The 25,111-nt window shown below is 71.2% G+C and carries 24 protein-coding genes; 9 read left to right on the forward strand and 15 right to left on the reverse strand.

The annotated features are described in order from the left end of the window. Positions 1-160: 160 nt before the first annotated feature. The 4 genes from ACGFZW_RS32130 to ACGFZW_RS32145 all read right to left on the reverse strand — a co-directional run bounded on the left by ACGFZW_RS32130 (position 161) and on the right by ACGFZW_RS32145 (position 3,760). A complete protein-coding gene (locus ACGFZW_RS32130) occupies positions 161-538 on the reverse strand; it encodes an RNA polymerase-binding protein RbpA (RefSeq protein WP_026170122.1) in 378 nt (125 codons plus the stop codon). Between the two features lie 303 nt (positions 539-841). After that, the gene (locus ACGFZW_RS32135) at positions 842-2,197 is read right to left on the reverse strand and encodes an MFS transporter (protein ID WP_393896904.1); all 1,356 of its coding nucleotides are present in this window, start codon (positions 2,195-2,197) and stop codon (positions 842-844) included. A gap of 79 nt (positions 2,198-2,276) precedes the next feature. Continuing rightward, a complete protein-coding gene (locus ACGFZW_RS32140; RefSeq protein ID WP_393896808.1) occupies positions 2,277-3,077 on the reverse strand; it encodes a glycerophosphodiester phosphodiesterase in 801 nt (266 codons plus the stop codon). Further along, positions 3,074-3,760: a YitT family protein gene (locus ACGFZW_RS32145; RefSeq protein ID WP_393896809.1), complete on the reverse strand. Its 687-nt coding sequence runs from the start codon at positions 3,758-3,760 to the stop codon at positions 3,074-3,076. The genes ACGFZW_RS32140 and ACGFZW_RS32145 overlap by 4 nt, the downstream gene beginning before the upstream one ends. Positions 3,761-3,861: 101 nt before the next feature. Between ACGFZW_RS32145 and ACGFZW_RS32150 the strand changes: the two genes are divergently transcribed. Then, positions 3,862-5,367 (forward strand): PLP-dependent aminotransferase family protein, encoded by a 1,506-nt coding sequence (locus ACGFZW_RS32150; RefSeq protein WP_393896810.1) that lies wholly within the window; start codon positions 3,862-3,864, stop codon positions 5,365-5,367. 73 nt (positions 5,368-5,440) lie between these two features. Here the strand turns inward: ACGFZW_RS32150 and ACGFZW_RS32155 are convergent, their stop codons facing one another. Together ACGFZW_RS32155 and ACGFZW_RS32160 are read right to left on the reverse strand one after the other, a co-directional pair. Further along, positions 5,441-7,054, reverse strand: coding sequence for a hypothetical protein (locus tag ACGFZW_RS32155; RefSeq protein WP_393896811.1), 1,614 nt, complete (start codon positions 7,052-7,054; stop codon positions 5,441-5,443). A gap of 130 nt (positions 7,055-7,184) precedes the next feature. After that, positions 7,185-7,379, reverse strand: a complete 195-nt coding sequence (locus ACGFZW_RS32160; protein WP_393896812.1) for a hypothetical protein — start codon at positions 7,377-7,379, stop codon at positions 7,185-7,187. Positions 7,380-7,576: 197 nt separating this feature from the next. Here ACGFZW_RS32160 and ACGFZW_RS32165 point away from each other — a divergent pair, with 197 nt between their 5' ends. Then, positions 7,577-7,999, forward strand: coding sequence for a YchJ family protein (locus ACGFZW_RS32165; protein ID WP_393896813.1), 423 nt, complete (start codon positions 7,577-7,579; stop codon positions 7,997-7,999). A 43-nt stretch (positions 8,000-8,042) separates the two neighbouring features. Here the strand turns inward: ACGFZW_RS32165 and ACGFZW_RS32170 are convergent, their stop codons facing one another. Then, on the reverse strand, positions 8,043-8,417 hold the full coding sequence (locus ACGFZW_RS32170) for an RNA-binding S4 domain-containing protein (RefSeq protein ID WP_393896814.1): 375 nt from the start codon (positions 8,415-8,417) through the stop codon (positions 8,043-8,045). Between the two features lie 64 nt (positions 8,418-8,481). Continuing rightward, positions 8,482-9,621 (reverse strand): Ku protein, encoded by a 1,140-nt coding sequence (locus ACGFZW_RS32175; RefSeq protein WP_393896815.1) that lies wholly within the window; start codon positions 9,619-9,621, stop codon positions 8,482-8,484. A gap of 30 nt (positions 9,622-9,651) precedes the next feature. Between ACGFZW_RS32175 and ligD the strand changes: the two genes are divergently transcribed. Together ligD and murJ are read left to right on the forward strand one after the other, a co-directional pair. After that, positions 9,652-10,542, forward strand: a complete 891-nt coding sequence (ligD, locus tag ACGFZW_RS32180; protein ID WP_393896816.1) for a non-homologous end-joining DNA ligase — start codon at positions 9,652-9,654, stop codon at positions 10,540-10,542. Positions 10,543-10,806: 264 nt separating this feature from the next. Next, positions 10,807-12,375, forward strand: a complete 1,569-nt coding sequence (gene murJ, locus ACGFZW_RS32185; protein ID WP_393896905.1) for a murein biosynthesis integral membrane protein MurJ — start codon at positions 10,807-10,809, stop codon at positions 12,373-12,375. A 37-nt stretch (positions 12,376-12,412) separates the two neighbouring features. On the opposite strand, the gene ACGFZW_RS32190 is transcribed toward murJ, so the two are convergent. Then, positions 12,413-12,973, reverse strand: a complete 561-nt coding sequence (locus ACGFZW_RS32190) for a hypothetical protein (protein ID WP_393896817.1) — start codon at positions 12,971-12,973, stop codon at positions 12,413-12,415. A 213-nt stretch (positions 12,974-13,186) separates the two neighbouring features. Here ACGFZW_RS32190 and ACGFZW_RS32195 point away from each other — a divergent pair, with 213 nt between their 5' ends. From ACGFZW_RS32195 to ACGFZW_RS32210, 4 genes are all read left to right on the forward strand, one after another. Further along, complete coding sequence (locus ACGFZW_RS32195; protein WP_393896818.1) at positions 13,187-13,879, forward strand: class I SAM-dependent methyltransferase; 693 nt, start codon at positions 13,187-13,189, stop codon at positions 13,877-13,879. A 372-nt stretch (positions 13,880-14,251) separates the two neighbouring features. After that, positions 14,252-15,118, forward strand: coding sequence for an endonuclease I family protein (locus ACGFZW_RS32200; RefSeq protein WP_393896819.1), 867 nt, complete (start codon positions 14,252-14,254; stop codon positions 15,116-15,118). 214 nt (positions 15,119-15,332) lie between these two features. Continuing rightward, on the forward strand, positions 15,333-16,541 hold the full coding sequence (locus ACGFZW_RS32205; RefSeq protein WP_393896820.1) for a D-alanyl-D-alanine carboxypeptidase family protein: 1,209 nt from the start codon (positions 15,333-15,335) through the stop codon (positions 16,539-16,541). Positions 16,542-16,874: 333 nt separating this feature from the next. Then, positions 16,875-17,078 (forward strand): cold-shock protein, encoded by a 204-nt coding sequence (locus ACGFZW_RS32210; protein ID WP_393896821.1) that lies wholly within the window; start codon positions 16,875-16,877, stop codon positions 17,076-17,078. Between the two features lie 93 nt (positions 17,079-17,171). Here the strand turns inward: ACGFZW_RS32210 and ACGFZW_RS32215 are convergent, their stop codons facing one another. Next, on the reverse strand, positions 17,172-17,747 hold the full coding sequence (locus ACGFZW_RS32215; protein ID WP_393896822.1) for a GNAT family N-acetyltransferase: 576 nt from the start codon (positions 17,745-17,747) through the stop codon (positions 17,172-17,174). Between the two features lie 133 nt (positions 17,748-17,880). After that, on the reverse strand, positions 17,881-18,075 hold the full coding sequence (locus tag ACGFZW_RS32220) for an antitoxin (RefSeq protein ID WP_393896823.1): 195 nt from the start codon (positions 18,073-18,075) through the stop codon (positions 17,881-17,883). A 230-nt stretch (positions 18,076-18,305) separates the two neighbouring features. Between ACGFZW_RS32220 and ACGFZW_RS32225 the strand changes: the two genes are divergently transcribed. After that, the gene (locus ACGFZW_RS32225; RefSeq protein ID WP_393896824.1) at positions 18,306-18,584 is read left to right on the forward strand and encodes a hypothetical protein; all 279 of its coding nucleotides are present in this window, start codon (positions 18,306-18,308) and stop codon (positions 18,582-18,584) included. Positions 18,585-18,605: 21 nt separating this feature from the next. Here ACGFZW_RS32225 and ACGFZW_RS32230 read toward each other — a convergent pair whose 3' ends face one another. The 4 genes from ACGFZW_RS32230 to ACGFZW_RS32245 form a co-directional block, all read right to left on the reverse strand. Beyond that, the gene (locus ACGFZW_RS32230) at positions 18,606-21,656 is read right to left on the reverse strand and encodes an alpha-mannosidase (protein ID WP_393896825.1); all 3,051 of its coding nucleotides are present in this window, start codon (positions 21,654-21,656) and stop codon (positions 18,606-18,608) included. Between the two features lie 250 nt (positions 21,657-21,906). Next, a complete protein-coding gene (locus ACGFZW_RS32235) occupies positions 21,907-23,205 on the reverse strand; it encodes a glycosyl hydrolase (RefSeq protein ID WP_393896826.1) in 1,299 nt (432 codons plus the stop codon). 73 nt (positions 23,206-23,278) lie between these two features. Then, positions 23,279-24,142 carry a carbohydrate ABC transporter permease gene (locus ACGFZW_RS32240; protein WP_393896827.1) on the reverse strand — a complete coding sequence of 288 codons (864 nt, stop codon included), beginning with the start codon at positions 24,140-24,142 and terminating at the stop codon, positions 23,279-23,281. Further along, positions 24,139-25,104 carry a carbohydrate ABC transporter permease gene (locus tag ACGFZW_RS32245; RefSeq protein WP_393896828.1) on the reverse strand — a complete coding sequence of 322 codons (966 nt, stop codon included), beginning with the start codon at positions 25,102-25,104 and terminating at the stop codon, positions 24,139-24,141. Before ACGFZW_RS32245 ends, ACGFZW_RS32240 begins: the two co-directional genes overlap by 4 nt. Positions 25,105-25,111 lie beyond the last annotated feature (7 nt).

Genomic DNA, 25,111 nt, shown 5'->3' on the forward strand with positions numbered 1-25,111 from the left:
GCCCCCCCGCACCCCCCCGGCCCGGCCCCCGGGCGCGCTCCCCGGGCGCGGACCGGGGGGGGGCCCCGCCCGCCGGCCGCTCCCGGCCACGGCCGGGCCCCCCGGGGGGGGGGGGCCCCCGGCCCTTGTACGTGCTGTCGTGCCTAAGGAAGTCCGGTTGTCAGGCGGACTTGCGGTTGCTGTCGCGCGGATGCACGGCAATGTTCATGGTGCCGGAGCGCAGGACGGCCAGCCTTTCGGCCAGCACCTCCTCCAGCTCCTCGCGGGTGCGCCGCTCCATGAGCATGTCCCAGTGCGTACGCGCGGGCTTACCCTTCTTTTCCTCAGGGCCATCGCCATCCACCAGGAGGGAGGGTGCACCGCAAACCTTGCACTCCCACTCCGGCGGAATCTCGGCCTCAACCGAGAACGGCATCTCAAATCGATGGCCGTTCTGGCATGCGTACTCCACCGCCTGGCGCGGAGCCAGGTCGATGCCGCGGTCGGTCTCGTAGCTGGTCACCACGAGTCGCGTGCCGCGAAGAGCTCGCTCACTCATGAATCGTGCCTCCCGGGCTTGTCGCCCACAGGACAGGTGTCGCTGTCGTCGTCATCCGGTCAACGTCCGGTCGGCGGTGAAGATTCCCGTAAAGGGGATGCGCCCACCCGTCGCCCACCACCGCCCGTGACGGAGGCGCTGTGCGCCGCTGCCTTCCTTCGTGCCGCCCCTTGTTGTACCCACCAGCGCCCGGTTTGTCACATCTGGCAGCAGATGTCACCCAGCGCCTCGTTTCGTTGAGCGCGCAGTAACGGTCCGCCTGGTGAGCCAAAGGCGTACACTACCGCCCCGCGCGCCCCGAACCTAAATCCGGTCCGGGACGGGATTACCCGCCTCGGCGATCGCGCGCCGCATCGGCACCCTCGCCAGCAGCACGAAGCCGATCGCGAAGAACGCCACCAGGGACAGGATCGCCGCCCGGTAGCTGCCGGTCAGCTGATAGGCCACCCCGAACACCAGGGGGCCCAGCCAGCTCACACCGCGGTCGCTGATCTCGTACGCGGAAAAGTACTCCGCTTCCTTGCCGCGCGGGATCAGATGGGAGAACAGCGACCGCGACAGCGCCTGGCTGCCGCCCAGCACCAGGCCGATCCCGACGGCCAGGGCGAAGAACCAGCCGGGCGCCTTGGCGGGCAGGAAGTAGCCGGCCGCGATCGTGAGGGTCCAGGCCACCAAGGAGCCCAGGATCGTCCGCCGGGCGCCGTACCGCCGGGCGAGCCGGCCCATCGCCAGCGCGCCCGCCGCGGCCAGCACCTGCACCAGCAGGATCGCCACGATCAGCGTCGTCTGGTCCAGGCGCAGCTCCTCGGAGCCGTACACCGACGCCTGGGTGATCACCGTCTGCACCCCGTCGTTGTAGACGAGGTAGGCCAGGAGGAAGGAGAGCGTGAGGGGATGGCGGCGCATATCGCGCAGCGTCTCCCGCAGCTGCTGCCGGCTCCGGCCACGCTGCGAGGCCGCGCCCGCCGGGATCGCGGTGGGCGCGCTCGGCAGGCCCCCCGCCGCGTACCGGTCACGCAGGCGGCGCAGCGGTATCACGGTGAAGATGCCCCACCACAGGCCGGCGGTGGCCAGGCAGATGCGCACCGCCGTGCCCTCGGTGACGCCGAAGGAGTCGTGCCCGGCGAACAGCGCCAGATCGGCGACGAGCACCAGAGCCCCGGACGCGTAGCCGAACGCCCAGCCCCGGGAGGACACCGCGTCGCGTTCCTCCGGCTCGGCTATCTGCGGCAGGAAGGAGTTGTAGAGCATCATCGCCACCACGAACGACACGTTCGCGATGATCAGCAGCGCTCCGCCGAGCAGATAGCGCTCGCCGCCCAGGAAGAACATCCCGGTCGTCGCCGCGGCGCCCGCGTACGCGCAGAAGCCCAGCAGGGGCTTCTTCCGGCCGGTGCGGTCGACCAGCGCCGCGGCGAGCGGCATCGCCAGCACGGCCAGCAGCAGCGATGCCGAGACCGCGTACGCGAAGAAGGAGCCCGCGCGCACCGGCACACCCAGGGGGTGCACAAAGCCGTGGGTGTCCGCAGCGGCCTTCGCCACCGACGTCAGATAGGGCCCGAGGAAGACCGTCAGGACGCTCGTCGAGTAGACGCTGTTGGCCCAGTCGTACCAATACCAGCCGCGTTGTTCGCGGCGCCGGGCATCCGCCTCCGCCATGCTCCCGGCCACAGTCTGCGCGCTCACCGGCACACCCCCGTATCCCTCTCCCCGTGGCGCGGCGGGCAGCCGCCGGCCCTCAGACCCAGCAGCCCCGCCCGGCGAGCACCGTGCGCAGGGTGTCGATCTGATCGGTCATGATGCCATCCACCCCGAGGTCCAAAAGGGCTGCCATCCGATCGGCGTCATTGACCGTCCAGACATGGACCTGCATGCCGAGCGCGTGCGCGGCGCGCAGGAACAGCCGGTCGACGACAGGGATGCCGGAATGCCGCTCGGGGACCTGTACGCACACGGCGCTGCGCCGCACCGCCGCGCCCAGCAGCCGGTCCAGCGGCAGCACCCCGCGGCCGTAGGACCGCATGCGCAGGCCCGCCACGCCGCCCGTGCCGAGCGAGGTCGCCATCCGCCGGCCCGCCAGCCGCTGCGCCCGCCCGACCCGGGCCTCGGAGAACGAGCCGACGCACACGCGGTCCCAGGCGTCGGTGCGGCGTAGCAGGTCGAGCAGGGGCACGAGAGCGGCCTCGGCCTTGAGGTCGACGTTCCAGCGGGCTCGGGGGAACTCCTCCAGAAGGTCCTCGAACAGCGGCAGCGGCTCCCGGCCGGCCACCCGGGCCCGGCGCACCGCACGCCAGGGGAGCGCGCGGATCTCGCCGCGGCTGTCGGTGACCCGGTCCAGGGTCGCGTCGTGGAAGGCGACCAGCTTCCCGTCCGAGGTGGCGTGCACATCGGTCTCCAGGTAGCGGTAACCGCGGTCCACCGCCCGCCGGAAGGCGGCGGCGGTGTTCTCCAGGCCGTCCGCCGCCCCGCCTCGGTGGGCGAAGGGGAGCGGAGCGGGGTGGTCGAGGTAGGGGTGGCGTATGCCTGGCTTCCGGATCACTCGGGAAGTATCGCGTGCTCCTTGCGCGCCTTCGGGCCACGGGCCACCACGGGCGACGGTGGACCGGACAGCCCCTCGATCGCGAAGTGGCGGAGGAAGAACTGGGCGAGCGGCCCGATGGCCAGCGCGTAGACCACGGTGCCCACCCCCGCGGAACCGCCGAGCAGGAGCCCGGCCGCGAGCACCGCCACCTCGATCAGGGTCCGCACCAGGCGTACCGGGCGGCCGGTGCGCAGATGCAGTCCGGTCATCAGGCCGTCGCGCGGGCCGGGGCCGAAGCGGGTCGAGATGTACAGGCCGGTCGCGGCGCCGTTGAGGAGGACGGCGAAGGCCAGCAGCGGGATCCGGGCGCCGAGCCCGTGCAGCTCGGGCACCACGGCCAGCGTCGCGTCCATCACCACGCCGAGGATCACGACATTCGAGACCGTGCCGAGCCCGGGCCGCTGGCGCAGGGGGATCCAGAGCAGCAGGATCAGCGCGCCGGACACCACCGTCACCGTGCCGATCGACAACCCCGTATGGCGGGATATGCCCTGGTTCAGCACGCTCCAGGGCTCCAGCCCCAGCTCGGCCCTGAGCATCAGCCCCATGCTGACGCCGTAGAGCACCAACCCCAGATAGAGCTGGACCAGCCGGCGTGGCAGCAGCCCCCGTCGGGCGACGGATTTCTCGGTGATGGACATGACGCGTCCCCCTCCTGGCACGATTGGACTGACGCATGACACCATGTGGCATGTTCAGGCTTACGAAGTAGAGCCAATTCGGGGAAGGTGGACTGATCTTCATGGCTCAGTGGACTTCAGCGGTAGGCGCACCTCAACTCGCCCGGCTGCTCCGGTCGCAGGACGCGGGGGATGTCGAACCCCTCGGCGGGGGGCGGCGGTTGCCCGCCTACCGCAGCCTCGCCGACGGCGTACGCCTGCTCGTCCTGGAGGGCCGGGTGCCGGTCGCGGCCCGGCTGCCCGCGGAGCGGGAGCTGGCCGCCGCGTTCGGGGTCAGCCGCACCACCGTCGCCGCCGCCTACGAGGCCCTGCGCGCCGAAGGGTTCCTGGAGTCCCGGCGCGGCTCCGGAAGTTGGACCGCCGTCCCCGCCGGGAACCCCCTGCCCACCCGGGGCCTGGAGCCGCTGCCGCCGGAAGCCGCCGGCTCGATGATCGACCTCGGCTGTGCCGCCCTTCCGGCCCCTGAGCCCTGGCTGACCCGCGCCGTCCAGGGCGCCATGGCAGACCTGCCGCTCTACGCCCACACCCACGGCGACTACCCCGCGGGCCTCCCCGTCCTGCGCCAGGCCCTCGCCGACCGCTACTCCGCCCGTGGCATCCCCACCATGCCCGAACAGATCATGGTCACCACGGGGGCGATGGGTGCCGTCGCCGCGATTTGCCGACTGTGTACGAGCCCCGGCGAGCGGGTGGCCGTCGACTCCCCGTCCTACGCCAACATCCTCCAGCTGATGCGGGACGCCGGCGCCCGGCTCGTCCCGGTGGCGCTCGGAGAGCGGCTGGCCGGCTGGGACATTCCCGTCTGGCGCCAGGTGATGCGCGACGCCGCCCCCCGCATGGCGTACGTCGTCGCCGACTTCCACAACCCCACCGGTACCCTCGCCACCGAGGACCAGCGCCGCCGGCTCGTCGACGCCGCGCGCTCGGCCGGCACGCTGCTCGTCGTCGACGAGACGATGACCGAACTCCAGCTGGACGCGGACGCCGAACCGCCCCGCCCCGTCTGCGCGTTCGACCCGGCGGGCAGCGCCGTCATCACCGTCGGCTCGGCCAGCAAGGCGTTCTGGGCCGGGATGCGGATCGGCTGGGTGCGCGCCGCGCCGGACATTATCCGCAGCCTGGTCGCCGCCCGCGCCTACTCCGACCTCGGCTCACCGGTGCTCGAACAGCTCGCCATCGCCTCGCTCCTGGAGACCGGCGGCTGGGAGCAGGCCGTCGAGATCCGCCGGGACCAGGCCAGGGAGAACCGCGACGCGATCGTCTCGGCCCTGCGCCGGCACCTTCCCGACTGGGAGTTCAGCGTTCCCCGCGGCGGCCTGACCCTCTGGGCGCGTACGGGCGGGCTCTCCGGTTCCCGTATCGCCGAGGCGGGCGAACGGCTCGGCGTACGGGTCCCGTCCGGTCCGCGGTTCGGGGTCGACGGTGCCTTCGAGGGCTTCGTGCGGCTGCCGTTCACCGTCAGCGGCGCGGTCGCCGACGAGGCCGCGGTCCGGCTGGCCGGCGCCGCCCGCCTGGTCGCGACCGGCGCTCCGGTCGCGACCGAGGCGCGGCACACGTTCGTCGCCTGACGGGCGTCTGTTCGCCCGGGGGCGGCTCCGCAGGGGCGTGGCGCCCGCCGGAGTGCCGGTCGTCCGCGCCCGATCAGCGGTGGCCGGCTCCGGGGGAGGGGGCGGGCTCGCCGACCGTGGTCTGTTCCGCGGGGGCAGCGGGTTTGGCGACAGCCACGGTGCCGAGTGCGAGCCCGCCGGCCGGAACGGTGTGCTCGGGCAGCAGCGCCAGCACCGCCTGCCGGTGTGCCTCGCTCACGGCCTCGTCGAACGGGTCGGGAGTGGCCGGCACTTGCAGCCGCAGGACGGGACTCGTGCCCAGCCGCGCGTAACCTCGGCCCGGCGGCACCTCGAAGGTGGGTGTGGTGTGCGGCGGCGCCCCGAGCACCGCCCGCACCTCTTCCGCCGTGGCGGGGCCGAGCACCACACGGGCCTTGGTGTGCGCCCGCACCGGTTCGCTCAACAGCTCCGCGCCCTCGAAGTGGTCGGCCACGATCACCGTGACGCAGGCGGCCCGGCCGTGCCGCAGCGGTACCTGGAGCAGGCGCTGAGGATCGTCACGCCCCTCCGCGGTCGCGAGGTGGGTGAGCGCTGTGGGGCGGTCCGCGATGATCCACAGCGGACGCCGGGTGTCCTCCGGCGCGGACCGGCCGGCCTGCCGCGCACGGTTCGCCGAGATCAGTCGGCGCTCCGTCTCGTGCGAGGCCCACTGCAGCGTCGCCGTCGCGCCCGAGAGGCCGCTCTCGACGCCCAGCACACCCCGGCGCCCGGCCAGGCAGGCGTACTCGCCGGTCCCGCTGCCGTCGATGATCAGCACATCGCCGTCGTCCAGCGCCTGGAGCGCAAGCGAGCGCAGCAAGGTGGTGATCCCCGACCCGGGCTGCCCCAGGGCGAGCAGATGAGGTTCGGTGGACCGTCGGCCGGCGCGCCAGAGCACCGGAGGCGCATCCCGCGACTCCTCGTCGGCGACGACGGGCACGGTCCGTCGTACGGAGTCGGGATCGGTGAAGCCGAGGACGGTCTCGCCGGGCGCGGCGACGAAGCGCTGCGCCGCGATATCGGTGGGCAGCGGGCCCAGGACGGTCAGGACGAGCTGGTTGGCCTCCTCGTCCCAGTCGAAGTGGTACTCCCGGCCGCGGCCGGACTTCGCGTGCAGCACCTGTTCGATGCGGGCCCGGGACCGCTCCTCGCCGTCGGTGAAATACGCCGGGTACTTCAGGTGGAGGCGGGCGAGGCGCCCGTCGTCGTCGAAGCTGTACTCGGTGAAGACCTGCTCCCACTCGCCGTTGTGGGTGTAGAGGGGGACCGGGTCGCCTTCGATGGTGAAGTAGGGCACGAGTGCTTCGTAGAGGGCCCGCAGCCGGTTCGTCTCGGCTTCGGTGGGGCCCGCGGGGGCAGTTTCGCGATCCCGCCCCGCCCAGGCCGCCGCTCCCATCACCGCGATGAGTGCGAGCAGCGGCCCGAAGGGCGCGAGGGCCACGACCAGGACGCACGCGGCGACGAAGAACAACAGCGGTCCGCGACGTTCCTTGGGCGTCTCGGACCAGCGCCGCCCGGCCGCGACAGCCAGCCGGCGCACTCCACGGCTGATCGTGATCAGCGGGTGGAAGACGTCGGAGGCGCTGTCGGCGGCGGTACGCGCGAATTCGCGGCTGCGCGCGAGCGGTGCGCTGTTGGTCAGGATGCGGGGCAGGGGGCGCCGGGCCACATCTGTCTCCTGTTGTTCGTGCGGTGGTCGTGGTGGCTCGCGTGGGATACGAGCCGGGAAGGATGCGGCTGAGGGAACGGGCCGGCCGGGACATGGCGTGGCCCGGTCGGCCGTTGCCCTTCACACCGCGCTAGATCTTGAGACCTCCGAGGAGACTCGCCAGGCTCGCGCCGCCGGCCTTGATGCTGGGCGCGATGGCCGAGCCGGCGAGGTAGAACCCGAACAGCGCGCAGACCAGCGCGTGGGACATCTTGAGGCCGTCTTTGCGGAAGAACAGAAAGACGATGACACCGAGCAGGATCACGCCGGAAATGGACAGAATCATGGGGGGTTCTCTCCTGGGTGGTGGGGACGGTCACCATGAGTTCTTCCAGCCTCACAGCAAGTATCAAGCCCTCAAAAGCTGCATTTGGGTGATTTATCGTTGAAACCCCCCAAACGGGCGCTGTGGTGAGGCACCCTGTCCTCCCCTTGTGCTCCGCGTGTCGCGGCCCGACCCCGCCGACCCGGCACAATCGTGGGGTGTCGAAGAAGAAAACGCGCCGCTCGGCCGCTGTCGCCCCCGCCTCGCCCTGCCCCTGCGGACGCGCGGAGACCTACCGCGAGTGCTGCGCCCCCTTCCACCGGGGAAGTGCCGCAGCGCCCACCGCTGAGCGTCTGATGCGTTCGCGCTACAGCGCCTTCGCCGTCGGCGACGCCGGATACCTCCTGCGCACCTGGCATCCCTCGACCCGTCCCGACGGCCTCGACTTCGAGCCCGCGCAGCGTTGGACCGGACTGGACATCCTCAGTACGACGGGCGGCAGCGCCTTCCACGCCGAGGGAACCGTGGAATTCCGCGCGCACTACACGCTGCACGGCGAATCCGGCAGCCAGCACGAGAACAGCCGCTTCGTCCGCGAGGGCGGGCGGTGGGTGTACGTGGACGCGCTGCCGGGGGCGTAACGCGGTCGCGGGGGCGTCGGCGACACCTGCCGTGCGCGGCCCGCTACCGGCCGCGCAGCTGCTCGATCTCGCGCCGGTCCCGCTTGGTGGGGCGGCCCGCGCCGCGGTCGCGGTGCGCGATGACCGCCACCTCCTCGCGCGGTGGGGGCGGCGGGCTGTTGTCGACGAAGCACTCGGCGGCGACCGGCGCGCCCACCCGCTTGCGCACCAGGCGCGTGACGACCACGATCCGCTCCCGTCCGGCGTGCCGCAGCCGGACCTCGTCGCCGACACGCACACCGTGGGCCGGCTTCACCCGCTCGCCGTTGACGCGTACGTGCCCCCCGCGGCAGGCTGTGGCGGCGGCCGAGCGCGTCTTGGTCAGCCGCACCGACCAGATCCAGCTGTCGATGCGGGGGATCCCCTCGTCTGAAGCCATGACACGACTCTAGGCCGTTCGGCTCCCGGTCGTTCGGCATCGAACCCGCGGCGGCGCCGGTGGTTCAGGCGGATGTCTTCTTCCCGGTCTTCTTGGCCGCGCTCTTCTTCGCCGCCGATTTCGTGCCGGTGCTCTTGGCCGTGCTCTTCTTTCCGCCGGAGGACCCGGACGCGCCGCCGCCGGCGGAGGACGTGGCCTTCGCCCGGCCGCCGGACGCCTTGGGGGAGGACGCCGCCTTCTTCGCGGTGGAGCCGGTGGTCTTGCGGGCCGGTCCCGCATCCGCCGTCGTCCGCTTCGCTGCGGTCTTCTTCGCCCCGCTCTTCCCGGCCGCGCCCGCCGTGCTCCTCTTCGCCGTCTTGCGGCCCCGAAGAGACGTCACCGAAGCCGACGCCGCCTCCCCGCCCCCGGCCGGGCCTGCCGCATCGCCGTCCGCCCCGCCCTGGGCCGCCCGCACGCTCTTCTCCAGCGCCGACATCAGATCGATGACCTGCCCGCCGGCCGGACTCTCGGGCGCGACCGGCTCCCCACCCTCCAGCTTCGCGCTGACCAGTTGCTCGACGGCCTCGCGGTAGTCGTCGTGGAGTTCGGCGGGGTCCAGTTCACCCAGGGAGTCCATCAGGGTCTCGGCGAGCTTCAGCTCGTTCTCCCGGATCGCCACGTCCTCGGGCGCGATCCCGGTCGCCGGGCGGATCTGGTCCGGCCACAGCAGCGCGTGCATCACGATCGCCCCGTCGTGCGGCCGCAGCATCGCCAGCGTCTCCCGCCCCCGCATCGCCACCTTGCCGATCGCGACCTTCCCGTGCTGCTCCAGCGCCTCCCGCAGCAAGGTGTACGGCTTGGCCGCAGCCGCGCCGTTGGGGCCCAGATAGTAGGACTTGTCCATCTGTAGGGGATCGATCTCGTCGGGATCGGCGAACGACAGGATCGTCAGCGTCTTCGAGGTCGGCATCGGCAGCCGGGACAGGTCCTCGTCGGTGATCGGCACGATGGTCTCGTCCCCGGGAACCTGATAGCCCTTGCCGACCTCCTCGTTGAAGACCTCTTTCCCGTCCAGCTCACAGATCTTCCGGTACCTGACCTGCGCGCCGTCCTTCTCGTGGATACGCACGAAGGACACCGACGACGTGCGGTCGGTGGCGCTGTAGGTCTTCACGGGGATGGTGACCAGGCCGAACGAGATGGACCCATTCCAGATAGATCGCATACTTCATCCCTTGTGTGGGATTCTCATCGTATGTCGCCGATCACCGTCGTGGAGGGGCGGCGCCTCTCGCTGACCAACCTGGACAAGGTCCTCTATCCCGAGACGGGCACCACCAAGGGCGAGGTGCTGCACTACTGGACCACCACCGCGGACGTGATCCTCCCGCACCTCCGCGACCGGCCGCTCTCCTTCCTGCGCTTCCCCGACGGCCCCGACGGCCTGCGCTTCTTCACCAAGAACCTGCCGCCCGGGACGCCCTCCTGGGTGAAGACCTGCGAGGTGCCCCATACGAGTGGGGAGACCACCCGGCAGGTCCTGCTGCCGGACCTCTCCTCGCTGGTCTGGGCGGCGAACCTGATGGTCGAGTTGCACGCCCCCCAGTGGACCTGCGACGACCCGGGCTCCGCGGACCGGCTCGTCTTCGACCTGGACCCCGGCGAACCGGCCACCATCGTCGAGTGCTGCGCCGCCGCCCGGTGGCTGCGCGACCGGCTGGCGGCCGACGGACTGCACGCCTACGCCAAGACCAGCGGGTCCAAGGGCCTGCACCTTGTCGTCCCCATCGAGCACACGTCCTCACTGCACGCCACCGCCTACGCCAAGACCCTCGCCGTCGAGGCGCGGGCGGCGTTGCCGGATCTCGTCGTGCACAAGATGACCAAGGCGCTGCGCCCCGGCAAGGTCTTCATCGACTTCTCCCAGAACGCCGCCGCGAAGACGACCGCGGTCGCCTACACCCTGCGCGCCCGCGCCACGCCCACCGTCTCCACCCCCGTCACCTGGGACGAGATCGCCGACTGCACCGCACCCGATCAACTGTCCTTCCTGTTCAGCGACATCGCTCCCCGCCACGAACGCCACGGCGACCTGATGGCGCCGCTCCTCGACCCCCGACGCGCGCGCCCGCTCCCGACGGCCTGAGCGTTCCGTCCCGGAGGCGTGATCTTTCCCGCACCGGAGCGTCGTCCGAGGGGCCCGAACCTCGCCGGGACACGTCGTAGGTTGACCACCATGGTGGAGAGAGCGAGGGACGACACGATGCCGCTGCGATCGCCGGACCGGCACTTATCCGGGGCGGCTCCCGGCCGTGTCGAGTCGCAGGACGGCGGGCCGGTCCCTCGGCGGCGCCGGCATGCCGCGCCGAAGGGGCGCGGCCGGGGCGGCATGCTGCGCGCGTCGCTGCTGATGGCGCTGGGCACCGTCGCCTCCCGGGGAACCGGGCTCATCCGGCAGGTGCTCCAGGCCGGCGCGCTGGGCACCGGGCTGCTGGCGAGTACGTACAACACCGCCAACGTCGTCCCGATGAGCCTCTACACCCTGCTGATCGGCGGCGCGCTCAACTCGGTGCTGGTGCCGCAGCTCGTCCGGGCGAGGGCGGAGCACGAGGACGGCGGACGCGCCTACGAACAGCGGCTGGTCACCCTCGTCCTGAGTGTGCTCGCGGTCGGCACGCTGCTCGCGGTGTGGGCCGCGCCGCAGATCGTCGCCGTCTACACGCCGGACACCCCCCGCACGCACGCCGCCTTCGAACTCACCGTCGTCTTCGCCCGCTTCCTCCTTCCGCAGATCTTCTTCTACGGCCTGTTCTTCGTCCTCGGCCAAGTCCTCAACGCACGCGACAAATTCGGCGCGATGATGTGGACCCCCGTCCTCAACAACCTCGTTCTGATCGCGATGTTCGGCGTCTACATCGGTCTGCTGGCGGGCTCCGACCGGATCGAGGACATCACTCGCGGACAGATCCACCTGCTCGGCATCACCACCACCCTGGGCATCGCCCTCCAGGGGGTGGCGCTCATCCCGTTCGTCCGCGCCGCCGGCTTCCGCTTCCGGCCCCGTTTCGACTGGCGTGGCACGGGCCTGCGCAGGAGCATCGCGGCAGCCCGCTGGACCCTGCTCCTCGTCCTCGCCAACCTGGCGGCGATGACCGTCGTCACGCACTACGCCAACGCCGCGGACCAGCGACTTCCCACGGCAGGCGTCGGCTACACCGCCTACTCCTACGCCCAGACGATCTGGATGCTCCCGCAGTCGATCGTCACCGTCTCCCTGGTGACTGCCCTGCTGCCGAGGATGAGCCGGGCGGCCGCCGCACACCGTCTGGACGACCTGCGCGCCGAGCTCTCCCGCGCGCTGCGCGTCAGCGGTGTCGTCATCGTCCCGGCCGCCTTCTTCTTCCTCGCCTTCGGCCCGCAGATCGCACAACTGCTCTTCGCCCACGGCACGGTCGACGCCGCGTCGGCAGAACCCGCCGGCCACATGCTCCAGGCGTTCGGCCTCGGCCTCATTCCGTTCTCCGCGCAGTACCTCCTGCTGCGGGGCTTCTACGCCTTCGAGGACACCCGCACGCCGTTCTGGATGGCCACCGCGATCGCCGCCGTGAATGTCGCCCTCGCCACGGCCTGCCATCTCCTGCTGCCCGCGCGCTGGTCGGTCACCGGCATGGCCGCCGCGTACACCGTCGCGTACGGCATCGGCCTGCTCGCCACCGCGCTGCTGCTGCGCCGCCGGCTAGCCGGCAGGCTCGACGGCCGTCGGCTGTGCCGCACCTACGGCAAGCTGACCGCGTCCGCCGCAACGGCCGGCATCCTCGGCTGGGCCGTCGCCCATGCCTGCGCCGGCGTGTCCGCCGCGGCACTGCGGACACCGGCCCTGACCCTGTCCGCGGGCGGGCTCACCATGGCGCTGGTCTTCGTGTTGTCGGCCCGCCTTCTGAAGACAGGGGAGCTGCGGAGCCTGCCCGGTCTGCGGTGACGGCGGGCGCGTGGCTCACACCGTCCGGGCGGGGCCACTACGGCCGCTGAGCGGCGGCGCCGATCCAGCGGATGACCGCGCCGACCGTCGCGTCGTCGAGCTGGGCGAGCCGGTGGACGGCGGCGCCGTCCCCTGCCATCGGGGCGACACCGGCCGCCGTGAGGGCGGCCTGCAGCTCCAGCCGGCGGCGGTCGGGCGTGCTCACGGGGGACTGAAACCGGACGCCGGGGCGCGGGGGAACGAAGTCGTCGCGACGCGGAGGCTGCTGCCGGTGCTCCGGATACGCGTACCGGTGCTCGGCAGGAGGCGGGGCGCTCTGTCCGCGCGTCTGCGGGCGGAAGGCCTGTCCGATGGCCTCCGTGTGCGGCGCGGCCGCCACGCGGTCCTCGGGGCGCGGCGGCGGCAGGAGGCGATCCGGGTACGCGGGCGGCACGAGGAACCCGGCCGGGAACGAGGCCGTGGCGAGGCGATCCTCGGCACGTGGGGGAGCGGGGGTGTAGTCCGTCGCGGCGTGGTACGCCGTGGATGCGGGGCGAGCGGGACCGTCGTCGGTCCAGGGGCCCGTGCGCCAGGGGGTCTGCTCGCAGTACGTCGACATCAGGGCCTCCACCAGTCGTGATCCGGGGATCCGAAAGATCCGAAGAACCGAAGCGGTCGCCACACCCGCATGCGGTCTCGCTTGTTCGGAGGCGTGGTCCGCCCCGCGCGGTTGCGTGAGCTGCCTGGTTTCACCCGAAGGGAGCATCGGCAGGCCCGCTGCGGTCGCATAGGGGGCCTGCCCTGGCATACGCCCCTTCGTTACGGTGGCCCGATGCCGCACTCCCGCCGACCTGCGGACCCGTACTGGAATCACAATGTGCACCACCACCGACTGGTGCTCGACGCGGTGCCGGACGGCTGCGGGCGGGCGCTGGACGTGGGCTGTGGTGACGGGATGCTGGTCCGCGAACTGGCCGGACGCGTGCGCACGGTGACCGGAGTGGACCGGTCGCCCGAGATGGTCGCCCTGGCGCGCGAGCAGAGCGCCGGGATCGGCAACGTCGCCTTCGTCGAGGCGGACTTCATGGCGGTGGACGACGACATGGCCGGACGTGGCGGCAAACCCGACGGGCCCCGAGCGGTCACCTCTGCGGGTGGATACGACTTCCTCAGCGCCGTGGCCGTCGTCCACCACCTGGATTTCGCCGCCGCGGTGGACCGGATGACCGCACTGCTGGCGCCCGGCGGCCGCCTCGTCCTCGTCGGGCTGGCGAACAACCGGACGCCCTGGGACTGGCTCGTCAGCGGCGCGGGCGTCCCAGCGGCCCGCTTCCTCGCCCTGCGGCACGGGGGCAAGCACGACCCGCCGGGGATGCCCGTGCGGGACCCCGACATGGACTGGGGCGAGGTACGGCGGGCCGCCCGGGAACAGCTGCCCGGATGCCGCTTCCGCCGGCATCTTCTGTGGCGCTACTCGGTGGTGTGGGACAAACCGCGCTGCGGAGCCGATGAACGGGTGCGCTGACGGCCGGCGCCTGCGCGGTGCGCCCGGCAAAAGGAATCTGGCATTCCATGCCCATTCCTGCCGATTGGCTGCTCTAGCGGAACTCTCGCGGTTTCTGACGGGTCTTCAATGTCTTTACGTGTACCTGGCACCGCATAGTGGTGATTGCGCTGGAAATACTGGAAAGAAGCGGGCAAGAGGTGGGCCGGGAGACGCTTTCCGGGCGCCGATTCGGATGTCGCCACGGAGTGAACACACAATCGTTTCCTGACGTACACGCTGTGGTGATTACCGCGGTGGAAAGCTGCCTGCGGCCGTACACCCAACGGCCGGTACCGGCCGTGCCCCACATCTCGCGGCCGAGTGCCACATTTCGGGGAGAGGACACCATCCGTGGACAACACCCGCGTGACCCGTCGAGGCAGGACCGCGCTGGCCGTGGCCGCAGGAACGATTCTGGTCGCCGTCGGCGCACAGATCCCGGCGACCGCCACGACCGCCCCTGCCGCCCACTCCGGATCAGGTGCCGCGTCGGCCGCCCAGCACCCGTCGCCGTCCGTCGGCGCGTACGACGACACGTATTACAAGGACGCCATCGGCAAGACCGGGCAGGAGCTGAAGGATTCGCTGCACCGGATCATCAGCACCACCCAGACCGGGAAACTGTCGTACGACCAGGTCTGGGACGCCCTGAAGGAGACCGACGAGGACCCGGACAACAGCGCGAACGTCCTCCTGCTCTACACCGGCCGTTCGCAGAGCAAGAACACCAACGGCGGCAATCCGGACGACTGGAACCGCGAGCACGTCTGGGCGAAATCCCACGGCGATTTCGGCACCGCCACCGGACCGGGCACCGATATCCATCACCTGCGCCCGACGGACGTGTCCGTCAACAGCACCCGCGGCAACAAGGACTTCGACAACGGCGGCACGGAGGTCGGGGAGGCGCCGGGCAACTACACCGACGACGACTCCTTCGAGCCCCGCGACGCGGTCAAGGGCGACGTCGCCCGCATGATCCTTTACATGGCCGTCCGCTACGACGGAGACGACGGGTTCGCCGACCTGGAGCCCAACGACAACGTCGACAACGGATCCAAGCCGAACATCGGCAAACTGTCCGTCCTGAAGCAGTGGAGCCAGGAGGATGCGCCGGACGCCTTCGAGCAGCACCGCAACCAGGTGATATTCGACAAGTACCAGCACAACAGGAACCCGTTCGTCGACCACCCCGAATGGGTCAACGAGATCTGGTAACTGATGTCTGTTCAGGTCTCCCGGGTGCGCGTGTCGCGCCCGGCCTGAAACGGCCCCGGCCGCCCGCGTGCGGGTGGGCGGCCGGGTGCCGGGCGGCGGCCTCGGGACCGCGGACACACCGGATGGAGTAGGTCAACCGGCGCGCGGGCGCGGACGTTTTTAGCGTGGACGCATGTCGTCAGCAAGTTGGCCCCCCGTCAGAGTCGGTACCGCCATGGTGGTTTGTGCCGCGAGCCTGCTGGTCACGTGCGGACCGGCCGTCGCCGATGGTCCGCACGGCATCGACGACGCGCGAAGCGTCGGCTCGGGCCCCGCCATCGGAAGCCGGCTGCACCAGCCAGGAGTGCAGTTCCTCCCCAGACCGGGTGTACCCGGTCCACCCGATGTCACGGCGCTTTCCTGGGCCGTGACGGACGCGCGGAGCGGAAGAATCCTCGCGGCCAAGGACGCCCACCGCCGTCTGCCTCCCGCCAGCACGCTCAAGACCCTGTTCGCGTTGACGGTGCTACCGAAGTTCCCGCAGCGGGCCGCGCACACCGTCACCGACGCCGACCTGGCCGGCATTCTGCCGGGCAGCGCGCTCGTCGGCATCAAGGAGGACGCGCGCTACAGCGTCGCCGACCTCTGGCGCGGCGTCTTCCTCAGCTCGGGCAGTGACGCGGTGCGCACCCTCGCCGCGATGAACGGCGGCTGGGACAAGACCGTCGCCGACATGGGTGCGATGGCGCGCCGCCTCGGCGCCAACGACACCACGGTGCGCTCCGCGGACGGCTTCGACAGCGAGGGACAGTTCTCCTCCGCCTTCGACCTGGCCGTCTTCGGCCGGGCCGGCCTGGCCAACCCCGACTTCGCCCGCCTGGCCTCGACCAAGACGGCGAAATTCCCCGAGTCCGGGGGTGAACGCGCCTTCGGCATCCAGAACACCAACCGACTGCTGGTCGGCTCGCACGGCGTGGTCCCTTACCCCGGGCTGATCGGGGTGAAGAACGGCTACACGACCCAGGCCGGCAACACCCTGGTCGCCGCCGCCGAACGCAACGGGCGGACCCTGCTGGTCACCGTCATGAACCCGCAGACCGGCTCGGAGAACGCCGTCTACGAGGAGACGCGCACGCTGCTGGACTGGGGATTCGCCGCGGCGCCCCGGGCCGCGGGCGTCGGCACCCTGCCCGAGACGGTCCCCATCGAGCCGCCACGCGAAGCCGACGATGCGGTGGGCAAGTCCCAGCACGCCGTGCTGAGCAAGAAGGCCGAGCACGCCGACGCGGCGCCCGGGATGGCACTGGCAGGAGAGCGGGACGCCCAGCGGCGCACGCTGTACGTGTGGTCCCTGGCGGCGGCCGGAGCGTCCGTCCTCGCCGGTGTCGCACTGTGGTGGCGCCGGCGCAAGCAGCACAACGCCCCGCCTGCGCCGCCGATCTGATGCTCCGCCCGTGCCGGCGCCGGGTGCGTCACGCAGGTGCCGGTGTGACCGGAGCGCTTCGCCCGTCGCACAACTGTATGAACGCTTCGGGAACCGGGGGCGGCGCGTCGGGCCCGCCCGGTGAACGGCGACGCGTCTGTCGCAGTTGTGGTGACTGCCGGGTGTCGCTCGGTGTAGCGTCCTGATCAGCTGTCGTGGTTCCGAAGTGCCGGGCGCCCGTGTCGCATTCACGGGCGTTCTTGTTGTGCTGTGCCTCTCCGGACCAGGGCGATCACCTCCGGGTTCCGCAGTACGCGGAAGCCGATTCAAGCCCATTGAACGAAGGAGACAGGTATGGCTACCGGCACGGTGAAGTGGTTCAACGCGGAAAAGGGCTTCGGTTTCATCGCGCAGGACGGCGGCGGCGCCGACGTCTTCGCGCACTACTCGAACATCGACGCCCAGGGCTTCCGTGAGCTGCAGGAGGGCCAGAAGGTGAGCTTCGACGTCACCCAGGGCCAGAAGGGCCCCCAGGCGGAGAACATCCGCCCGGCGTGATCGCCGCCCACCACGGCGCCCGCTCCCGTACGGGGGCGGGCGCCGTCGCGTGCGAAGGTGCCCGTGCCGGGGGCGTAGGTGCTCATACGCCAATCATGGGCGGCGGTCGTTGAGGATCTTCTGGAAGAGCCGGTGGTCGCGCCAGGCACCGTGGATGTGCAGGTACTTCTCGGCGACGCCGAAGGGCACGAAACCGCACTTGACCAGCACACGCTGCGAGGCCGCGTTCTCCAGCAGGGTGCCCGCCTCCAGCCGGTGCAGACCCAGTTCTGTGTCGGCCGCCCTACACACCGCCTTCAAGGCGGCCGTGGCGAGCCCGCGGCCGACGTGGTTCGCGTCGATCCAGTAGCCGACGGTGGCGCTCCGCAAGGGTCCCAGCGTGATGTTGGTCAGGGTGACGGCTCCGACGATGCCGGACGGCACGGCGGCTTCGTGGCTCTCGCGGACCATGAGCCAAGGCATCAGCCGCCCGGCGCTCTTCTCGGCCAACTGCATGCGCAGTCGCGCGGCCTGTCCGGCGGGCGTGAAGAAGGACTCGTCCCGGTCCGGCTCCCACGGCCGGAGATGCTCGCGGCTGCGCCGATAGGCCCGCGCGAGGCCGTCCGCGTCCTGCGGTGTCGGGTGCCGCAGGGAAACATCGGGGGCGATCTGGAAGGGCTCGCGCGTCATCCGCCCAGCCTAATGACGGGGCGGGGGCTCAAGTGGTCGGGCACAGCTCCGCGCCCGCGCCGCGGAGTCCGCCCGAGCTGAGACGGGCGGGCGGGGCGAGCCCGCCCGGATCGCCCCCGGCGGACCGGCGTGGTCAGGACGGCGGCGGCTGGTCCTGGTCGCCCGGTGTGCCGTACTGCTTCCGGAGCTTCTCCTGGGTCGAGTCGACCTGACCCTTGTATTTGTCGTCGGTCTTGCTGTCGGCGAAGTCGCCGGCCTTGTCGATGCCCTTGGAGGTCTGGTCCTCGTGGCCCTTCAGCATGTTCTTGAGCTTGTCCATCATGGACATAGGTCATCCTCCTCGCCGGGTTCCCCGCAGTTCCCAGCATCACCCCTGGTCGCACGATATGCATCCGCGCACCGCGACGGGCGCCCCGTCCCGCTTCCGCCGCGGGGCACCGGTGCGGAAGGCCGGGAAGACCGCCATGCTCACCCGATCGGATCAGCGCCCACTCCGCTGCGGGCGCCCGCGGGCCCGCTCGACGGGCAGGGTGCCGCGGTCCGGCCGAGAATGCAGCGGTGAGCGATGAACACCGCAGTGCCGACGACATCACGCCGCGTTCCACGCCGTGTGACGAGGAGCGAAGGCTTGCCAGGAAGGCGCTGGCCGGCCGGGCGCGGGATGCGGAAGAACTGTCCTTGCTGATGGACATGCTGGACCTGGACCCGTCGCAGGACGCCCGCCACAAGGCCGCGCGCGGCCAGGACGCCGGGCGCGGTGGCGGTCGCGAGCGCCGGAACGAGGCGCGCCGCGACACCTGCCGCGACGCGCGCTCGTGGTCACCGGGCCCCGGCTGACGCCGCACCCTCCTCGGCCTTTCAGCTGTCCGTGCGGGTCCCCGCCACGGACAGCCGCAGAGTAACGATCTGGAAGGGGCGCAGCGCCATCCGTACGGTGTTGCCGTGCCGCTCGATCGCAGGGCCGTCAGTCGTCGCCCGTTCGAGGAGGTCGGTGGTGACGGCGCCGGCCAGGTCGAAGCCCGTGGTCAGGACGGCCCTGGCCCGCCCCCCGTGCGCCTCGTGGAGACGGACGACCACGTCGCCGCTGCCGTCGTCGGCGAGCTTGACCGCGGTGACCACTGTCGCGTCGTTGTCGACGGCGATCAGCGGTGCCACCGCGCCGGTTCCGGTGATCCGGCGCTCCGGCAGGTTGATGCGGTGCCCCTCGCGGACCGCGTCGCCGATCGCGGCGCCCGGCGCGAGCGCATAGCGGAAGCGGTGCAGTCCCTGGTCGGTCTGCGGGTCGGGGAAGCGCGGGGCGCGCAGAAGGGAGAGCCGGACGGTCGTGGTGCTGCCGCGGTCGCCCTCCTCCCGGACGGTGCGGGTGACGTCATGGCCGTAGGTGGCGTCGTTGACCAGGGCGACACCCCAGCCCGGCTCCTCGACGTGCACGAACCTGTGTGCGCAGGCCTCGAACTTGGCTGCCTCCCAGCTGGTGTTGGTGTGAGTGGGCCGGTACAGATGCCCGAACTGGGTCTCCGCTGCATACCGTTCGGCGTGGATGTCCAAGGGGAAAGCCGCCTTGAGGAACTTCTCCGTCTCGTGCCAGTCGACCTCGGTTTCGATGTCGAGGCGCCGCTGCCCCCGCGCCAGGGTCAGTGACTGCACCACCCGGGAGTCGCCGAAGGAGCGGGCGACGCATACCGTCGCGGCGCCCTGCGACACCTCGCCGAGCGCCACCTCGTCCGCGTCGGTCAGGTCGGTCACGACGTTGCGGTAGAAGGCGTCGACGTCCCAGGCGTCCCACATGTTCGGGAAGTCCGGGTGGATCTGCAGCAGGTTCGCCGCTCCGCCGGGCGCGACGGTCTCCCGTTCGGCAGTGAGGTCCAACGCGGAGACGACCAGACCGCGGTCGTCGATCTCGATGCGCAACAGGCCGTTGGTGAGCACGAATCCGCCGCCCTCGCGGTCCTCGGCGCGTACCGCCGCGCCCTCCCGCGACACGGTGGCGACGGCGCCTGCGGCCACTCCCTCGCGGGTGTGCGGCGCCGAGTTCGCCACCAGCTCGGCGTCCCCACTGCCGGCGAGCGCGGTGAGCGCGGCGGAGATGAGGTCTTCGAGTTCCGCGGCCACCGTCTCGTAGGTCCGCTCCGCCTCGCGGTGCACCCAGGCGATCGAGGAGCCGGGAAGGATGTCGTGGAACTGGTGCAGGAGCACCGTCTTCCAGATGCGGTCGAGCGCGGCGTACGGATACGGGTGCCCGGCCGCCACGGCTGCCGTGGCCGACCAGAGTTCGGCCTCCCGCAGCAACTGCTCGCTGTGGCGGTTGCCCCGCTTGGTCTTCGCCTGGCTGGTGAGCGTCGCGCGGTGCAGTTCCAGATACAACTCGCCCACCCACACCGGTGCCTGCGGATACTCCGCCTCGGCCTTGGCGAAGAATTCGGCGGGCTTCTCCCACACCACAATCGGCGAGCCGTCCAGGTCACGCAGCCGGCGTGCCTTGGCGATCATCTCGCGGGTGGTGCCGCCCCCGCCGTCGCCCCAGCCGGTCGGCGCCAGCGAATGCCGCGCCACCCCCTTGTCCTTGAAGTTCCGTGCCGCATGGGCGATCTCCCGCCCGGCCATCTGACAGTTGTAGGTGTCCACCGGTGGGAAGTGGGTGAAGATCCGCGTCCCGTCGATGCCCTCCCAGCGGAAGGTGTGGTGCGGGAACGCGTTGATCTGGCTCCAGGAGATCTTCTGCGTCAGCAGCCACTTCGCGCCCGCGGCCTTGATGATCTGCGGCAGGCCCGCGGCGAACCCGAAGGTGTCCGGCAGCCACGCCTCGTCGTTCTCGACGCCGAACTCCTCCAGGAAGAACCGCTTGCCGTGCACGAACTGCCGGGCCATCGCCTCCGAGCCGGGCATGTTGGTGTCCGACTCCACCCACATACCGCCCGCCGGCACGAACCGTCCGTCAGCGACGGCCTTCTTGACCTTGGCGTAGACCTCGGGCCGGTGCTCCTTGAGCCAGGCGTACTGCTGGGCCTGCGACATCGCGAAGACGAACTCGGGCTCGTCCTCCAGCAGCGCCGTCATGTTCGATGCCGTCCTGGCGACCTTGCGGACGGTCTCGCGCAGCGGCCACAGCCACGCCGAGTCGATATGCGCGTGCCCCACCGCGCTGATCCGGTGCGCGGACGCTCCGGCGGGCGAAGCCAGCACCGCACGCAGCTGCGAACGGGCCGCATCCGCGGTGCTGTTGACGTCCTGGAGGTCGATCGCGTCCAGTGCGCGCCCCACTGCCCGCAGCACCTCCCAGCGCCGAGGGGCGTCCACCGGGAGCTCCGCCATCAGCTCGCCGAGCACCTCGAGGTCCTGGATGAGTTCCCAGACCGTGGTGTCGAACACCGCCAGGTCCATCCGGGCCAGGCGGTAGCGCGGCTCGCTGCCCGCGGTCTCGGGGTCGCCCAAAGGCGTCGGCAGGAAGGGATGCACATCCAGGATGACGGGGTTGGACGCGGCCTCCACGTGCCAGGTGACCTGCTCGCCGCCCCGGACCGGTGCGCCCACCCGCACCCACTGGTTGCGCGGGTTGATGGCCTTCACGGGAGTGCCGTCGGGCGTGTGGACCAGCGCCTCGCACTGGAAGCCCGGCATCCGTTCGTCGAAACCGAGGTCGAGCACCGCCTCCACGGTGCGGCCGGCCCATTCCTCCGGCACCGTCCCGACCACCTTGAACCAGGTGGTCGCCCAGGGAGCGCCCCAGGCGTCCCCCACCGCGACGGGAGTATGCCGGGCGGCCAGGCCCTCGGCGACGGGCACCGGCTCACCGGGCGCGACCCACGCCGCGACCTCCAGGGGGACCGATCGGGGATAGAGGGCGGGCCGGATGCGCTCGTCCAGCACACGCTGGAGGCGGGCTTCGACCAGTGCGCGATCGTCATGCATGAAAGGTCGCTCCGTCGGATCGGGGGAGGGTTGCGGGCGGCGACAGGCACCGCCCGGTGCTGCGTTGCCAGTGATGCTGTGTCAGGGCGAGGTCCGATGCGGTGAACAGCTCGTCCACCGGGCCGAGCAGGGCGGCCGCCGCGCCCGCCCCGGCGAGCACCACACGGCGGCGGGGCAGCGGCTGGGTGGCTGGGCCATGAGGAGCTCCTCCGATGACGGATGCCGGTGACGTGGGGGTGACCGACGGCTCCTACGGGGTGCCCGGCCCCGAAGGGCGGCCCTGGCGCACCTCGTCCGGGGTCCGGACCTCGGTGATCCCGCGGGACGCCAAGTGGTCCGTGTCCTGCGCGAGTTCGGCTAGGACGAGCGCCGGTCGCACGCCCTCTCCGGTGAGCTGCGCCCACGCTTCGAAGACCGCGCCACCGGGCGCGCACACCGAACGGCGCGGCGCGTCCTCCGCGCCACCTGCGTCGACGACCAGCGCGGTGCTGCGTACCGATGGCCGGTGCTCGCGGCCGCGCCACTCCTCGACCAGCGCCGCGATCGCCTTCCCCGCGGGCTTGAGCGTGCGGTCGTTGCCGAGCAGGCCCAGCCCGTACTCCAGCTCGGGGAAGTCGGCGAGGGACCGCGAGACGTCGTGCGAACACCACCACGTGACACCCCACACGTCCGGGCAGTCCAGGGCGTTGACGACGGTCGCCTCGGTGAAGTCAGCCGCCCGGTCGGCGGGGATGTGCGGGGCCGGGGCGCCGACCTCCTGAAGCCACACCGGGCGGTGCGGGTCGGCCGCCCACGCCTTGGACAGCTCGATCAGATAGGCGGCGTGGTGCTCGGTGGCGGTGCCGGCAGGACCGTGCCGCTGCGCGGTGCCGTTGAACACCCAGGAGTGCACGGCCGTCACGGCGCCGAGCCGGGCGGCCTGGGCGGGCGTGAACGGATGGCCGTCGCGGTACCACGCCGCGTCGTACTCGGCGTGCAGATGCATCCGTCCGGGCGCACCGCGTTCGCAGGCCGCCAGCATCCGCTCCAGCCATGCCGTCGCCTGGCCGCGAGTGATCCGGTCCGGGTCGGGGTGCGGTCCGTCCGAGAACTGGTTGATCTCGTTGCCGAGCGTCATCCCGAGGAAATTGGGCCGGTCGGCAAGCGCGGCGGCCAGTGTCCGCAGGTATTCCTCCTGCCCGGCGAGCACGTCGGGGTCGGTGAAGAGATTGCGGCGATGCCAGGTCCGCGTCCAGGCAGGGAGGAAGTCGAAACTCGACAGATGGCCCTGCAGCCCGTCGACGTTGACGTCCAGCCCCCGTTCGGCGGCGGCGTCCGCCAACTGCACCAGCTGCTCCACGGCACGCGGCCGGATCAGCGTGCGGTTGGGCTGGAAGAGCGGCCAGAGGGGGAAGACGCGGATGTGGTCGAGACCGAGGGCGGCGAGGGAGTCGAGGTCGGCGCGGACCGCGTCCGGATCGAAGTCCAGCCAGTGATGGAACCACCCCTGGGTTGGGGTGTAGTTGGCGCCGAAGCGCAGCGGGCGACGGGCGGTGTCCTGCACGGGCATGGGCGTTCCTGTCGGTGAGGGCCACGTTCGGGCGCCGGGCGGTCGGGGTGCGGACGGCGGTGCGGGGCCTCGGTCAGCCCTTGACGGCACCCTCGCCCACACCCCGGAAGAAGTAGCGCTGGAGGCAGGCGAACATCACGATCAGCGGCAGCACGGCGATGATGGTGCCGGCCGCGACGAGCCGCTGGTTGTCCGCGAAGGTGCCGTGCAGGAAGTTCAGGCCGATGGTCAGGGTGAACTTCGACTGGTCGCTCAGCACGATCAGCGGCCACAGGAAGTCGTCCCATGCGCCCATGAAGGCGAAGATGGCGACGACGGCGAGTGTGCCCTTGACGGAGGGCAGCGCGATCCGGACGAACCGCTGCCAGGCGTTGGCACCGTCGACGAACGCGGCCTCGTCCACCTCGTACGGCAGGCCCGCGAAGGCGTTGCGCATCAGCAGGACGTTCATCGCGCCGATACAGCCGGGCAGCAGCACCCCGATCAGGGTGTTGTTCAGCTGGAGTTCCCGCATCGTCACGAACTGGGCGATCATGATGCTCTCCACCGGCACCAGCATCGCCATGACGAAGACGACCAGCGCGGCGCGTCGTCCCTTGAAGCGCATCCGGGCCAGCGCGTAGCCGGCGAGCGCGGCGCCCACACAGTTGGTCAGCACGTTCGCGGCGGCGACCCGGAGGGAGTTCAGCGCGAAGTCCCAGACCGGAATGATCTCCGCGACCCCGGCGTAGTTGTCGAGCGTGAAGTGCTGGGGGATCAGGTCGGGCGGGTAACGGTAGATGTCCTCGCCTGCGCCCTTGAGGGACGTCGACAGCTGCCACAGGAACGGCCCGACGGTCAGCGCCAGCACGGCGAGCAGCAGCAGATAGCGCAGCAGAACCTGCCACGCCGGCATCCTCCGCCGCTCCGCCCGGTCGCGTGCGGCCGCGGCACTCATGCGTCCTCCTTGCGGTTGGCGCGCAGCACCAGCAGCATGAGGCCGAGGGTGAGGGCGAAGACCACGACGGACAGCGCCGAGGCGTACCCCACCCGGCCGCTGAGGCCGGTACCGACCTGCTGCACGAGCATCACCAAGGTGGTGTCCGCGCCTCCCGGGCCGCCGGTCGGCCCGGCCATCAGATAGACCTCGGAGAACACCTTGAAGGCGCCGACCGAGGAAAGGGCGGCCACCAGCACCATCGTGGAGCGCACCGCGGGCACGGTGACGGTCAGGAAGCGGCGTACCGCCCCCGCGCCGTCGACCGCGCAGGCCTCGTGCAGCTCGCGGGGGACACCGGCCAGCGCGGCAAGGTAAATGATCATGTAGTAGCCGAGGCCCTTCCAGACCGTGACCGCCATCGCGCTGAGCAACAGCAACCAGGGGTCGCTGAGGAATCCGACCTTGCCGAAACCGAAGGTCTCCAGCACCGCGTTGATCAGCCCGCGGTCGTCCAGCAGCCACACCCAGATCAGTCCCACCACCACGACGGAGGCGACCACCGGTGTGTAGAACGCGGCCCGGAAGAACGTGATCCCGGGCAGGTGCCGCTGGACGAGCAGGGCGAGCAGCAACGGCAGCACCACCAGCAGCGGGACGACACCCAGGACGTACAGCAGGCTGTTGCGCAGGCCGGTCCAGAACATCGCGTCGTGGATCAGCTCGCGGTAGTTGGCGCCACCGACGAACTGCCCCTCGGTGAGGGTGCGCGCGTCGGTGAAGGAGTGCGCCACGGTGCTCAGGAACGGATACAGGCTGAATCCGGCGACGATCAGCAGTCCCGGGGCGAGGAACAGCCAGGGGCTGGAGGGCAGATGGGTACGGATTCCACGGCGCCGACGGTGTGCCCGGGGCGGTGGGGGAGCGGCTGACGGAGCGGGGGCCTCGGCGGGCCCGCTCCGCGGTGTCGTGTCGGTCTGCACGGCGTCC

This window comes from Streptomyces sp. NPDC048248, assembly GCF_043201875.1.
In the GTDB taxonomy this organism is placed as follows: domain Bacteria; phylum Actinomycetota; class Actinomycetes; order Streptomycetales; family Streptomycetaceae; genus Streptomyces.